Origin of the sequence: Rhizobium esperanzae (assembly GCF_002204185.1) — a bacterium.
Classification (GTDB): Bacteria; Pseudomonadota; Alphaproteobacteria; order Rhizobiales; family Rhizobiaceae; genus Rhizobium; species Rhizobium esperanzae.
In genome coordinates this window covers 226,448-239,649 of sequence record NZ_MXPU01000009.1, presented here as the reverse complement: position 1 = coordinate 239,649, position 13,202 = coordinate 226,448, and the positions used below count along the sequence as shown (strand labels likewise).

At 61.4% G+C, this 13,202-nt stretch carries 15 protein-coding genes and 1 pseudogene; 13 read left to right on the top strand and 3 right to left on the bottom strand.

Features of this window, described 5'->3' with window-relative positions:
- The 5 genes from B5E41_RS15930 to gfa form a co-directional block, all read left to right on the top strand.
- Nucleotides 1-566, top strand: a 566-nt coding sequence (locus tag B5E41_RS15930; protein ID WP_141098774.1) for an electron transfer flavoprotein subunit alpha/FixB family protein, incomplete at its 5' end; no start/stop codon positions are given.
- A 16-nt stretch (nt 567-582) separates the two neighbouring features.
- Nucleotides 583-1,275, top strand: coding sequence for a dimethylsulfonioproprionate lyase family protein (locus B5E41_RS15925; RefSeq protein WP_064807761.1), 693 nt, complete (start codon nt 583-585; stop codon nt 1,273-1,275).
- Between the two features lie 92 nt (nt 1,276-1,367).
- On the top strand, nt 1,368-2,495 hold the full coding sequence (locus B5E41_RS15920) for an S-(hydroxymethyl)glutathione dehydrogenase/class III alcohol dehydrogenase (protein ID WP_088395098.1): 1,128 nt from the start codon (nt 1,368-1,370) through the stop codon (nt 2,493-2,495).
- Between the two features lie 3 nt (nt 2,496-2,498).
- The gene (gene fghA, locus B5E41_RS15915) at nt 2,499-3,335 is read left to right on the top strand and encodes an S-formylglutathione hydrolase (RefSeq protein WP_088395096.1); all 837 of its coding nucleotides are present in this window, start codon (nt 2,499-2,501) and stop codon (nt 3,333-3,335) included.
- 55 nt (nt 3,336-3,390) lie between these two features.
- Nucleotides 3,391-3,963 carry an S-(hydroxymethyl)glutathione synthase gene (gfa, locus tag B5E41_RS15910; protein ID WP_088395094.1) on the top strand — a complete coding sequence of 191 codons (573 nt, stop codon included), beginning with the start codon at nt 3,391-3,393 and terminating at the stop codon, nt 3,961-3,963.
- A gap of 36 nt (nt 3,964-3,999) precedes the next feature.
- Here gfa and B5E41_RS31725 read toward each other — a convergent pair whose 3' ends face one another.
- On the bottom strand, nt 4,000-4,140 hold the full coding sequence (locus B5E41_RS31725; protein ID WP_176439405.1) for a hypothetical protein: 141 nt from the start codon (nt 4,138-4,140) through the stop codon (nt 4,000-4,002).
- A 137-nt stretch (nt 4,141-4,277) separates the two neighbouring features.
- Between B5E41_RS31725 and B5E41_RS15900 the strand changes: the two genes are divergently transcribed.
- The 7 genes and pseudogenes from B5E41_RS15900 to B5E41_RS15870 all read left to right on the top strand — a co-directional run bounded on the left by B5E41_RS15900 (nt 4,278) and on the right by B5E41_RS15870 (nt 10,412).
- Entirely contained in the window at nt 4,278-4,994 is a 717-nt protein-coding gene (locus B5E41_RS15900; protein WP_064812828.1) for a GntR family transcriptional regulator, read from the top strand.
- On the top strand, nt 4,991-5,902 hold the full coding sequence (locus tag B5E41_RS15895) for a dihydrodipicolinate synthase family protein (RefSeq protein ID WP_088395090.1): 912 nt from the start codon (nt 4,991-4,993) through the stop codon (nt 5,900-5,902). The genes B5E41_RS15900 and B5E41_RS15895 overlap by 4 nt, the downstream gene beginning before the upstream one ends.
- Nucleotides 5,895-7,412, top strand: a complete 1,518-nt coding sequence (locus B5E41_RS15890) for an aldehyde dehydrogenase (RefSeq protein WP_088395088.1) — start codon at nt 5,895-5,897, stop codon at nt 7,410-7,412. The genes B5E41_RS15895 and B5E41_RS15890 overlap by 8 nt, the downstream gene beginning before the upstream one ends.
- Nucleotides 7,409-8,755 (top strand): NAD(P)/FAD-dependent oxidoreductase, encoded by a 1,347-nt coding sequence (locus B5E41_RS15885; protein ID WP_088395086.1) that lies wholly within the window; start codon nt 7,409-7,411, stop codon nt 8,753-8,755. The genes B5E41_RS15890 and B5E41_RS15885 overlap by 4 nt, the downstream gene beginning before the upstream one ends.
- Before the next feature lie 117 nt (nt 8,756-8,872).
- On the top strand, nt 8,873-9,112 hold the full coding sequence (locus tag B5E41_RS15880) for a hypothetical protein (protein WP_141098772.1): 240 nt from the start codon (nt 8,873-8,875) through the stop codon (nt 9,110-9,112).
- Nucleotides 9,113-9,259: 147 nt separating this feature from the next.
- A pseudogene (locus tag B5E41_RS32780) lies at nt 9,260-9,371 on the top strand (4-hydroxyproline epimerase); the annotation flags it as partial.
- Nucleotides 9,372-9,398: 27 nt separating this feature from the next.
- Nucleotides 9,399-10,412 carry a GlxA family transcriptional regulator gene (locus B5E41_RS15870; RefSeq protein ID WP_088395082.1) on the top strand — a complete coding sequence of 338 codons (1,014 nt, stop codon included), beginning with the start codon at nt 9,399-9,401 and terminating at the stop codon, nt 10,410-10,412.
- Nucleotides 10,413-10,583: 171 nt separating this feature from the next.
- Here B5E41_RS15870 and B5E41_RS15865 read toward each other — a convergent pair whose 3' ends face one another.
- Both B5E41_RS15865 and B5E41_RS15860 read right to left on the bottom strand, forming a co-directional pair.
- Nucleotides 10,584-12,236 carry an acyltransferase gene (locus B5E41_RS15865; RefSeq protein WP_088395080.1) on the bottom strand — a complete coding sequence of 551 codons (1,653 nt, stop codon included), beginning with the start codon at nt 12,234-12,236 and terminating at the stop codon, nt 10,584-10,586.
- Between the two features lie 66 nt (nt 12,237-12,302).
- Complete coding sequence (locus B5E41_RS15860; RefSeq protein WP_064812815.1) at nt 12,303-12,797, bottom strand: Lrp/AsnC family transcriptional regulator; 495 nt, start codon at nt 12,795-12,797, stop codon at nt 12,303-12,305.
- 173 nt (nt 12,798-12,970) lie between these two features.
- On the opposite strand from B5E41_RS15860, the gene B5E41_RS15855 reads away from it, so the two are divergent.
- On the top strand, nt 12,971-13,177 hold the full coding sequence (locus B5E41_RS15855) for a hypothetical protein (protein WP_088395078.1): 207 nt from the start codon (nt 12,971-12,973) through the stop codon (nt 13,175-13,177).
- Nucleotides 13,178-13,202: the final 25 nt, after the last annotated feature.

The following is a 13,202-nucleotide window of genomic DNA, read 5'->3' as shown; positions in this document are numbered from 1 at the left end:
CCTTCAAGCGGCCGATCTATGCCGGCAACGCCATTCAGACGGTACAGGCAAGCGATGCCAAGAAGGTGATCACCGTGCGCACCGCCAGCTTCGCCTCTGCAGCTGAAGGCGGCTCTGCCTCTGTCGAGGCGATCCCGGCCGTCTCCGACCCGGGCCTGTCGCGGTTCGTCTCCGATGCGCTGTCGGCCTCGGAACGTCCGGAACTGACCTCGGCGAAGGTCATCATATCAGGCGGCCGGGCGCTCGGCTCGGCCGAGAAGTTCAGGCAAGTCATCCTGCCGGTTGCCGACAAGCTCGGTGCTGCCGTCGGCGCATCGCGCGCCGCCGTCGATGCCGGTTATGCCCCGAACGACTGGCAGGTCGGTCAGACCGGCAAGGTGGTGGCGCCCGATCTCTATATCGCCTGCGGCATCTCCGGCGCCATCCAGCATCTGGCCGGCATGAAGGATTCCAAGGTGATCGTCGCCATCAACAAGGACGAGGAGGCGCCGATTTTCCAGGTCGCCGACTACGGCCTCGTCGCCGATCTCTTCGACGCACTGCCGGAATTGCAAAAGGCGCTCTGAGCGAGGGGGACCGAACGTGGCGCGCATGGCGGGACGTCCAATCAGACCTGGTGCCGACCTTCTCCTGAACGATGAGGAAAAGCCGGCCTATATCAGGCTGCACGACATCGGCAGGGAACGGCGTCCCCGGCCGCTGCAGGAATTTCTCAACGATATCGGTGGGCTGATGCTATCGGCCGACGCTCCCGCCGTTGCCAGTTTCGTTGCGGGCAAGGTCCTTCAGAGGCTGCTCAAGACAGGCAAGGTGCACCCGGAAGGAGGCCCTCTTCCCGGTGTGCCCGAGGGATTGGATGAGGCCATCAGTCATCTGGCGAAGTCGGGACGGAAATACGAGGCGATCGCCGGCCAGTTCAAGAGCCTCGCCGACAGGCTGCTCTGGAGGCGCGGCCGCACCGGCCCGTTTGCCAGCCTCAACTTCGGCAATACGCACTCCCACGCCGTTCTGGTCGGTCCTGGCGGCATGGAGGAGCGCGCCGATCTACGGGTCGGCGTGATCTACATGGATCGCTACACCCGCTTCCCCGATCATGTTCAGACCCAGCCGCGCGCCTTCATTCTGCTTTCGCCAGGAGAAATCTGCCTTGGTGATTCCCAGTGGTTTTCTGCCGCGACCGGAACGGTCTTCGCAAATGATGCCGGACAATCCTTTGCGATAAGATGTACGGCCCAGCCGCTTCTTGCGGTGTGGTGTCAGGTCGAGCCCGGATGATCGAGGTGAGGCCGAGGCAGATCGTTTCGATCTCGCGGTCGTATCTTCGCATATTTTAACAACCGAATTGAATTAACAGGAGGGATTATCAAATGGACGTTCGCGCCGCCGTAGCCGTTCAGGCCGGAAAACCGCTTGAAGTGATGACCGTGCAGCTGGAGGGGCCGAAGGCCGGCGAAGTGCTGGTCGAGGTCAAGGCGACCGGCATCTGCCACACCGACGATTTCACCCTGTCAGGCGCCGATCCGGAAGGCCTGTTCCCGGCGATCCTCGGCCATGAGGGTGCCGGCATCGTCGTCGATGTCGGCCCCGGTGTCACCTCGGTGAAGAAGGGCGACCACGTCATCCCGCTCTACACGCCGGAATGCCGCGAATGTTATTCCTGCCTGTCGCACAAGACCAACCTCTGCACCGCCATCCGCTCGACCCAGGGCCAGGGTCTGATGCCGGATGGTACTTCGCGCTTCTCGATCGGCAAGGACAAGATCCACCACTATATGGGCTGCTCGACCTTCGCCAATTACACGGTGCTGCCGGAGATTGCCCTTGCCAAGATCAATCCCGACGCCCCCTTCGACAAGGTCTGCTACATCGGCTGCGGCGTCACGACCGGCATCGGCGCCGTCATCAACACCGCCAAGGTCGAGATCGGATCGACGGCAATCGTCTTCGGTCTCGGCGGCATCGGCCTCAACGTGCTGCAGGGCTTGCGCCTTGCCGGCGCCGACATGATCATCGGCGTCGATATCAACCCGGATCGCAAGGCCTGGGGCGAGAAGTTCGGCATGACGCATTTCGTCAATCCGAAGGAGGTCGGCGACGACATCGTTCCCTATCTGGTCAACATGACCAAGCGGGGCGGCGACCTGATCGGCGGCGCCGACTACACCTTCGACTGCACCGGCAACACCAAGGTGATGCGCCAGGCGCTGGAAGCCTCCCATCGCGGCTGGGGCAAGTCGATCATCATCGGCGTGGCCGGCGCCGGCCAGGAGATCTCGACGCGGCCGTTCCAGCTGGTGACCGGCCGCAACTGGATGGGCACCGCCTTCGGCGGCGCACGCGGCCGCACCGACGTGCCGAAGATTGTCGACTGGTACATGCAGGGCAAGATCCAGATCGATCCGATGATCACCCACACCATGCCGCTCGAAGACATCAATAAGGGCTTCGACCTGATGCACAAGGGTGAAAGCATCCGCGGCGTGGTGGTCTACTAAGCTATGAAAACCATCTCGATCGACAAGTCTTACGGCGGCACTCAAGGGGTCTACGTCAATCGCTCCGAAGTCTGCGACTGCGACATGACCTTCGCGGTATTCGTGCCGCCGCAGGCCGCCGCGGGCAAGCTGCCGGTTCTATGGTATCTGTCCGGCCTGACATGCACGCATGCTAACGTCATGGACAAGGGCGAGTATCGGCGGCTTGCCGCCGAACTCGGTCTCGTCATTGTCTGTCCGGATACCAGCCCCCGCGGTGACCACGTTCCCGATGAGGCCGACAACTGGCAATTCGGCAAGGGTGCGGGCTTTTACGTCGACGCCACGGAGCCGCCCTATTCGGCCAATTATCGCATGTACAGCTATATCGTCGACGAGCTGCCGCGGCTCCTTGCTGCGGAATTTCCGGTCGACATGGACCGTCAGGGGATCTTCGGTCACTCGATGGGCGGACACGGCGCGATCACGATCGCGCTCAAAAACCCGGACCGCTTCCGGAGCTGCTCGGCCTTCGCACCGATCAGCCATCCGTCGGTTTCCGGCTGGTCGAAGCCGGCATTCCGGAAATATCTCGGCGCCGACGAAAAGACTTGGCGGGCCTATGACGCCTGCTCGCTGATCGAGGACGGACATCGGTTCCCCGAACTCTTCGTCGATCAGGGAACGGCGGACAGCTTCCTGGAGGATGGATTGCGCCCCGACGAGCTGAGACAAGCCTGCGAAGCGGCAGGCATCGGCCTCAAGCTTCGCATGCAGGAAGGCTACGGCCATTCCTACTTCTTCATTTCGACATTCATGGAAGACCATCTGCGCTGGCATGCGCAGAAGCTGACAAACTAGTTGCAGAGCTCGGCCGGGCATTTCGCAAACGGCCAGGGAGGGAAGGAGAGAAGCAATGAGCAGCATAGCCATTCATCCGGCAGTGGATTCAGGCTTTCGAGCGACTGACGCTGCTTTCACAGGCGGGACGCTCGTGTGCAAGTGCACGAGCAATCCGGTCAAGGTCAGGATCAAGGGTGATATCGCCCACAATCACGCCTGCGGCTGCACCAAGTGCTGGAAGCCCGAGGGCGCTGTCTTTTCGGTCGTGGCGGTCGCTCCGACCGAGAGCGTCGAAGTGCTCGAGAACGGCGACAAGCTCGCTGTCGTCGATCCCGCTGCTCTGATCCAACGGCACGCCTGCAAGGAATGCGGCGTGCATATGTATGGGCCGGTCAAGCGCGAACACCCCTTCCAGGGATTGTCGTTCGTCCATCCGGAGCGCTTCCAGGAAAGCGGCTGGGCCAAGCCGACCTTTGCGGCCTTCGTGTCGTCAATCATCGAAAGCGGCTTCGATCCCGCCAAGATGGATGCTGTCCGGGCGCAGCTGAAGGCGTCGGGTCTGGAGCCCTATGATTGCCTGTCGCCCGGCCTGATGGATTATATCGCGACCTGGACTGCCAAGAAGAGCGGCGTGCTTGCCGCTTAAAGCTTCCCGGGGAGCGCCGACCCCGGCGTTCCCCGATCATTGGACGACCAATGTTCCATGACGGCCGCGCTCGGCCGCTTCCCACACATTGCTATCCACCATCAGCTTGACCGCGCCCTCATTGAGCGTCGCGCGCCCGGAATCCTCACGTTCACTGACGGCTTCGCGTTCGATCAAGGCAAACTTTCGTGGTGCCGAAAGAATTGTGTTTTGTTCGAATACGAATTGTGTACTCAGAGTACACAATTATTGACTCCTGCTGAAAGGCGTGTCATCTTCCCGGCAGTAGAGCAACGAATGGCCGGAGATCGACGATGGCGAAGACACCCAAGAGCAATCTCTACGAAGACCTGAAACGCCAGATTCTGACGATGGAGCTGGATCCGGACGCTGATCTGGATGAGGCCAGTCTGAGCGAGAAGTACGGGCTGTCGCGGACGCCGGTGCGGGACATATTCCGTCGCCTTGCCGGCGAGGGCTATATTGATATTCGCGAGAACAGGGGTGCGCGGGTCATCCCGATGAACCACTCCACGCTGCGCAATTTCTTCCTCGTCGCGCCGATGATTTATGCGGCGATCGGTCGTCTGGCCGTGCAGAACTTCAAGCCCGCGCAGCTGTCGGACCTGAAACAGACGCAGGAGCGGTTTCGCGCCGCCAGCGAGAACATGGACGCTCTGGCGATGGTGCTGGAGAACAACCGCTTTCACGAAATATTCGGCGAGATGTCGGGCAACGTCTACATGCAGCCGAGCCTCGGCCGGCTGCTCATCGACCATGCGCGCATCGGTCATACGTTCTTCCGGCCGAGAAACGAGGACATGCGGCGGCGGCTTCGATTGGCCGTCGAGCATCATGACGGCTTTATCGCAGCGCTCGGCGCTCACGATGAGGATGCCGTCGTCGACCTCGTTTTCGAACACTGGGAATTGTCCCGCGAGAACATGGAGATGTTCATCGCTCCGCAAGGCCTCAAGGCGGACGCCTTCGTGGGCGGTCCCGCCACGCAATTATTGGAGAAGTCATCGTGAAATTTGAGGGGATTTATACACCGGCGGTGACGCCGCTCGATCAAAATGGGCAGATCGACCGGCCGGCATTCGCTGCCGTGCTCGAGTCGCTGATCAAGGCGGGCGTGCATGGCATCATCGTCGGCGGCTCGACGGGCGAATATTACGCCCAGAGCAGCCAGGAGCGTTTCGAACTCGCGGCCTATGCCAAAGAGGTCATCGGCACGCGGCTGCCGCTCATCATCGGCACCGGCGCCACGCGCACCGAGGATTCGGTCGAATATGCGAAGGCTGCAAAGGAAATCGGCGCGGATGCGATCCTGGTTTCGTCGCCGCCCTATGCGCTGCCGACCGAACGCGAGAATGCGGTCCATGCCCTCACAGTCGATCGCGCCGCCAACCTGCCGATCATGCTCTACAACTATCCCGCCCGCATGGGTGTGGTGATGGGCGAGGAGTATTTCTCCCGCGTCGGCAAGTCCAAGAATGTCGTCGCCATCAAGGAAAGCTCCGGCGACATGGGCAATCTTCACCGGCTCGCCCGGAAGTTTCCCCACATCTCGCTGTCCTGCGGTTGGGACGACCAGGCGCTCGAATTCTTCGCCTGGGGTGCGAAAAGCTGGGTCTGCGCCGGCTCCAATTTCCTGCCGCGCGAGCATGTCGCCCTCTATGAGGCTTGCGTCGTCGAGAAGAACTTCGACAAGGGCCGGGCGATCATGAGCGCGATGCTGCCGCTGATGGATTTCCTCGAATGCGGCAAGTTCGTCCAGTCGATCAAGCACGGCTGCGAGATCATCGGCCTGAAGGCGGGCCCGGTGCGCGCGCCGCTACGCGGTATGACCTCCGAAGAGAAGAGAACCCTTGAGACTGTCGTCGCCACTTTGAAGCGCACGGTCGCCCAGATCACGTCGGGAGCCAACCATGCATGAACCTTTGACCGCCGCCGAATACAAGGCACTCGCCAAAGAACTCCATCTGCCAACCAATGCCTTCATCGACGGCGCGTACCGTCCGGCGAAGTCGGGCAAGACCTTCAAATCAACCAATCCCGCAACCGGCGAACTCCTCGCCGAGATCGCCGCCTGTGATACAAGCGACGTCGACTATGCGGTCGCCAAGGCCCGCGAAGCCTTCGACGATGGCCGCTGGCGTCAGCTGACGCCTGGCGCACGCAAGGAAACGCTGCTCAAGTTTGCAAAGCTGCTGGAGCGCAATCGTCACGAGCTTGCCGTCATGGAAAGCCTCGACAGCGGCAAGCCGGTCCGCGAGTGCCAGACCGTGGATGTCCCTGACACGATCCACACGATCCGCTGGCATGCCGAGCTGATCGACAAGCTGTACGACAACACGAATTCGGTCGGCCCCAATGCGCTGGCGATGGTGGTTCGTGAACCTATCGGCGTGGTCGCTTGCGTCCTGCCGTGGAACTTCCCGCTGCTGATGCTGGCCTGGAAAATCGCGCCGGCGCTTGCCGCGGGCTGCTCGGTGATCGTCAAGCCCGCCCAGGAAACCACGCTGACGACGCTGCGTGTCGCCGAATTGGCGCTCGAGGCCGGCATCCCGGCAGGCGTTTTCAATGTCGTCACCGGCAGCGGCAAGGATGTCGGCGAACCGCTCGGCTTGCATATGGATGTCGACATGGTCGCCTTTACCGGATCGACCCCCACAGGCCGTCGCTTCCTCCACTATTCTGCCGATTCAAACCTCAAGAAGGTGGTGCTCGAATGCGGCGGCAAGAACCCGGCCGTGGTGCTTGAAGACGCTGAAGATCTCGATCTCGTCGCCGAGCAGGTGGTCAACGGCGCCTTCTGGAATATGGGCGAGAACTGCAGCGCATCCTCGCGCCTTATCGTTCAGGCCAGCATCAAGGATGAACTTCTCAAGCGGATCGGCGCCTATATGCGCGAGTGGAGGACCGGCGATCCGCTCGATCCGGAAAACCGCATCGGCGCGCTCGTCAGCAAGAGCCATTTCGACAAGGTGAGGTCGTTCCTCGATGACGTGAAGAGCGAGAAGCTTTCGCTGGCCTTCGGCGGGCAAACCCAGGACGGCGTCTTCATCGAACCCACGGTGGTTGACGGCGTCACGCCTGCCAGCCGCCTGTTTAAGGAGGAGATTTTCGGGCCGATCCTGTCGGTAACGACATTCGAGACCCTCTCCGAAGCCGTGGCTCTTGCCAACGACACCAATTACGGTCTGACCGCGTCGGTCTACACGGGCAGCCTGCGCAATGCGATCCGGGTGTCGCGGGATATCCGTGCGGGTCTGGTCACCGTCAACTGCTTCGGCGAGGGCGATGCGAGCACACCGTTCGGCGGCTACAAGGAGTCCGGCTTCGGCGGCCGCGACAAGTCGATCTTCGCCCACGACAATTACTGCGAGCTCAAGACCATCTGGATCGACGTATCCGAACGATCTGTCGACGAGACGATCCGATGAGCCGTCATGTGATCAAGCACCTGCCAACGGATACCGGTGTCTCGGGATGGGAGGCGACCAGCGAGCGCACCTTTCCCGTGACGGCGCTTGAACACGACATCACCGCCGACTGGCTGATCATCGGCGGCGGATTTGCCGGCCTGTCGGCGGCCCGCCGCCTTTCGCAGTCGCGGCCCCAGGACAAGATTGTGATCCTGGAGGCGCGCGAACTCGCCAAGGGACCGGCCGGGAGAAATTCCGGCTTCATGATCGACGTGCCGCACAATCTGTCCTCGGGCGAATATTCGGTCGCCGACGAAGCGGCGACCAAGGACGAGATTCGCCAGAACCGTCTGGCAATCTCCTTTGCTGCCGACGCCGCAGCCGAATACGGCCTCTCCGCAGAGACCTTCGATCCGGCGGGCAAGGTGAATGCCGCGGCTTCCGAGCGGGGGCTGGGGCTCAACGACAACTATCGGAAGTCGCTCGAAAAGATCGGCGAGGAACATCGCGTTCTCGACGCCGATCAGATGCGGGAGATGACAGGCTCGCGTTACTATCTCGGCGGGCTCTATACGCCTGGTGCCGTGATGATCCAGCCCGCCGATTATATTCGCGGCCTGGCACACGGGCTTTCCTCGAAAGGCACGATTCACGAGCATTCGCCGGTTCTGGAGCTTGCGCGCGATGGCCGAACCTGGAAGGCGAAGACCGCGCGTGGTTCCGTTTCTGCGCCCAAGGTCATTCTGGGTGTAAACGGCCATATTCAGAGCTTCGGCCACTTCCGGGGCCGGCTGATGCACATCTTCACCTATGCGTCGATGACATCGGCCTTTTCCCAGAATGAATTCGGCGGCGATGTCAGCGGCGTCGATCGCTGGGCGCTGCTGCCGGCCGATCCGATGGGCGCAACGGTGCGCAAGATCACCAAGAATGGGCTTTCGCGGATCGTCGTCAGGACCAGGTTCACCTACGACCCGAGCCTGAAAGTATCGGAGAAGCGGGTCGCCGGCATTGCGGCCGAACAGCGCCGCTCGTTCGATGTCCGGTTCCCCGGACTGGAGCGCCTTCCGATGGAGTACAGCTGGGCGGGAGCACTCTGCCTCAGTCGAAACCATGTGCCGGCGTTCGGTGAGGTCGAGGAAGGGCTTTTTTCCGCCTGCTGCGAAAACGGTCTCGGCACCGTCAAGAGCACCTTTGCCGGCATGATGGCCGCAGATCTTGCGACGGGAGCCGCAAGCCCCGAGCTCGACACATACAAGAACCAGCCGGAACCGACGAGATTGCCGCCCGAGCCCATCGCATGGCTCGGCATCAACTCGGTTATCCGCTTTCAGGAATTGCGAGCCGGCCGCGAGGGATGATCCTCGGCCGGCGCAATATCAAGACTGCCGCCCGCAGGCTTCTATGAGAATGGGAACGAAAACCAGGAGTCATAACAATGAAAACTTTTGTGGGAGGCTTTCTGCGGGGCGGCAACGATGTTGTTCGACTTCCGTGCTCCTTTTGCGGTTCCGACCATCATGGCGGGGATCGACCTGAGCCTGATGACGGCGTTGGAACTCGGCCGTCGCGGGCATTACTGGTTCACGCCGGCGACGAGAAATAATCTGCGGCGCGATCAGGACGGTCGATATCGCGACCTCCATCACTACAGCAATTACGGTCGTGGTATGATCATGGCGATTGACCGAATAAGGCAGAGCGCCGCTCACCGGTAAACGGGGAAGAAGTGATGAATAATTCGGACTCGCGGGCTTCGCCCGGCGCTTTCCTGGTTTCGGCCGCCGATTGGCTCGATGCCAACCTTCATCCGCTGTTCGCAGCACTTGCCTTAATGTTCGAAACGGCCCCGCCCGTCATCGAACATCGTACCTTATACCGACATTCGGAGTATCGGGGGCTGGCCGCGGGTGATCGGGAGCAATACTATTTTCGTCGACGCGCGATCCGCTGGCGAACGGTTTTCAGATTCGATGAGCGCGTTTGGAGGGCCAGGAGATGAACATGCGACCTGAACAGCATCGATTGGTAGACGATGGCACGAAGCAGGCGGCCCGGCTGAAGGTGGGCTTCGTTCTATCGCGGTCGTTCACGCTGTCCGCCTTTGCGCTGTTCGTGGATACGCTGCGGCTAGCCAGCGACGAGCAGGACCGGTCCGGACGGGTGCTTGCCGACTGGCAGGTGATCGGCAGCACGCGGCACCTGATCACTTCGAGCTGCGGTGTCCAGGTCGCTCCGACGTCGGACTTCGTCGATCCCGCGCGCTTCGATTATATCGCCGTCGTCGGCGGCCTTCTGAGCGTGGAGAACCCCGTCGACCAGCAGACCATCACATTCCTCAAGCAGGCGGATGCCAAGAAGGTGCCGCTGATCGGCGTGTGCACCGGTACGTTCATCCTTGCCGCCGCGGGCCTGATGAAGCGGCATGAATCCTGCGTCAGCTGGCTGCATTACAAGGAGTTTCGCGAGCGCTTTCCGGAGCTTGCCGTCCGCTCCGATCGGCTCTTCAATCTCGATCGCCAGCGCGGATCCTGCGCGGGTGGCAGCAGCAGTGCCGATATGGCGGCACTGCTGGTGAGGAAGTACATCAGCCGCGACGCCGAACGAAACGCCCTCGAGGTGCTTCAGATCGAGAAGGCCCGAACGCCATCGGATATTCAGCCGAGGCGTCCGCTCTATGACGACTATGACGACGCTCGAGTTAAGGCGGCGATGATCACCATGGAGCAGTTCGTCGACGGCAGCATGCCGATCGAGAAGCTCGCCGCCATGGTCGGCCTCTCAAGGCGGCAACTGGAGCGGATCTTCATCGAAAAGACGGGAATGTCGCCTGCCAAGGCCTACAACCGCGTCCGCATGGAGCGGGCAAAATCGATCCTTGCCCAGTCAAAGGCGCCGCTCATCGAGATCGCATTGGACGTCGGGTTCGAAAACGCCTCGCAGTTCACGCGGACGTTCAAGCGCACATTCGGGCAGACGCCCTCGCAGCATCGCGCGGCGGCCTTGAGGGCGCACTGAAGCGATTTCGCGCCAACGCTCAGACCTCCCGGGGCTGGAAAGCTGTCTTCCTGCCTGGCTGGCATGATGTGGCCAGTGCGAGTTCCAGTTTGATACTTTTGGACCCCGGCAATCAGCTTTCGGCGTTGAACACATGCCTAGCGGCATAACCTACTATCGCTGCACGGCTGATCAGAGGCCGAGCCCCGGAGTTGACGTCCTGTGAACCCCCTTGGGGACAAAGGCGAACTGGTCCGCGAGGCCGAGGAAATCGGCCGCCAGGTGAATGACCGAAAGCCACATCTCCGTTCCCTGCAGGCTCGCTTCGCCGCCGTCGGCAAATGGAAAGCCTTCGCCATCCCGCCATCTGTCCAGCGCCCGCGAGATGAGGCTGCGGGCGACCGCCTCGCCATCGGCGCGGCGGTAATCGGTCTGCCGGGCAATCAGCGTGAGCGGATGGATCGTATCGAGCAGGTTGCAGGCATTGTATTTCTCGGCAACGAAGCCCTTGTGGTTGCGATAGTTGAGGTGAACCGTTTCGAGCGTGGCGTGCGGGTGCGGAAGCGGAATCCCGAACTGGGCGTATGTGCCGCGCGTCAGGCGATAAAAACCGTTCACCGGCTGGAGCCATCCCTCCAGTGCTGTCGGCTGTCCCCACAGGCCGTAGACGCTGTCGGCCTTGCGGTTCAGCCACTCGAACAGCGCCTGTCTTGGACCTCTGATGCCGAAAGACCTGCTATTGAAATAGAGGCCGGTTCCGATCGCATCGACCACGCTGCCGGCATGCCACGCCCGGCTCGGCCAGGGCAGGGCGTTCAGCCATTGCTCCAGCTCTTCGGCGTCGAGCTGCACCGCCTGGATCGGGTGTTGTGGCCCGGAACCAAGCAGTTCAAGCGCATAGCCGACCGAAAGCACGTTGTAGAGTGCCTTCGGATCCTGCCGCAACGCCCGGCCATGCCCGGGCGAATGTTCTTCCGGGAAAAGGCCGGTCTCCCGATCCTGCAGGCCCTGGAGACGCTCGACGGTCTGCGACAGATCGAATCCGGGCGGCAGATGCCCGAAGCCGGCCGCAATCTCGATGGCATCGCAGAGATGCCGGATCGCCGGGCGCCTGACGCCGTCCGCTTCCAGCGATTCATAGCCTTCGGGTGTTTTCCAACGGCCAAGAATATCGGGCCATTGCGCTTTCGCCTTCTGCCCGAGCCTGCCCAATTGATCTTCGATCTCTCCAGTGCCGGATTTCCTCGCAGATGCCCCCCGGCTCCGCAGCACTTTTGCCGGTACACCGCCGGCAATCGCTAGCGCAGGAATGTCTTGCGTGACCACCGCTCCGGCGGCGATCACGGCGCCGTTGCCGATCGTGACGCCATCGAGGATCACGCAATTGGCGCCGATCCAGACATCGTCGCCGATAATGATGCCGATGCTGACGACGCCCTGACGATGGATGGGCCGATCGGGATCGTCGAAGCCATGATTGAAGCCGACAATCGATGCATGCGAGGCAATCCTGACCCCATTGCCGCAGGTCACCTTGCCGGAAACGCAGGCAAAAGGATTGACGCTGCAATCGTCGCCGAGGACCACGTCGCCCCGCACGAGCGCGTGCCCGGCAATCCAGGACCGCTCGCCCATTGTCAGGCTTTCGGTGAAAACCGCCGCATGTTCGGCGATATAGGACGTCGCGGCCAATTCAGCGCCGCATGATCGCCGAAGCTCAGCCTTGCGGGCGAGATGGGCAGGATGATCTAGGTCCGACGCACTGCGTTCCCAGGGAAGGTATTGCAGCCGGCGCGCTTCCCTCTGTTCACTCGCCGAGCCTTGCGGACTATTGGCCTGATCCATTTTGACCCTCACCTGCGCTTCAGTGGCCGAATATCGGCTTGGCGTAACTGTCGGCAACCCCGCCGTTCACGAAAGGCTCGACCCGAACTTGTCCCAACCTTCCTTGATCGTCTCCATCGCCACATTCGTCGAGGTGTTGGCAACATGGGGCAGCGTCGAGATGCGCTCGCCGAGGACGCGGCGATAACGGCCGATGTCGCGGGTGCGGATCTTCAGGAGATAGTCGAACCGGCCGGCGATCATGTGGCACTCTTCGACTTCTCTGATCTTTTTGATGGCCTCGTTGAAGCTCCTCAGCGCATCCTCGCGGGTATCGGAGAGCTTCACCTCGACGAAGGCGATGTGGTCGAGCTGCATTTTCGACGGATTGAGGACGGCCTTGAAGCCTTCGATGTAGCCGTCGCTGATCAGTCGCTTGAAGCGAATCTGGCACGGCGTCTTCGAAAGCCCGACGCGCGCCGCGAGATCGGTGATCGACAGCCTGCCGTCCTCGGCGAGTGCCGCGAGGATCTTTCTGTCGAATTGGTCCAATTCACTAAAGACGTCGGTTTCTGTGGCCATTTGAACTCTCGGTGCTCGGTTTATAAGTTCATACAGCGTGAAAACGGCTGAAATCAAGTGAGATCGCGACTCGCGACTGTGGTAGATTACGCCTCGGCAATGGGAGGAAGGGCGCAGCCGCTCGGCGTATTGCCGGAATCGATAGCTGCGACGCTTGAAAAGGGAGATCATGGATGCGTGAGGGAAAAGCGGATGGCGATCAAAAACCGGATCTGCTCGCTCAATACCGGCCGGTGGCGATAAGAGCGGTCGCAGCCGCATTCACCCTCAAGCGCGACAAGCCCAATGCGCGCCCGCTCCGCGAGACGGAATATTCCGGCCCGATTATTACGGACGATGCCACCTGGGATGACGAGCCCGGTGTTCCATTTATCCGTTAGACGAAACATTCACTGATCAGGGACT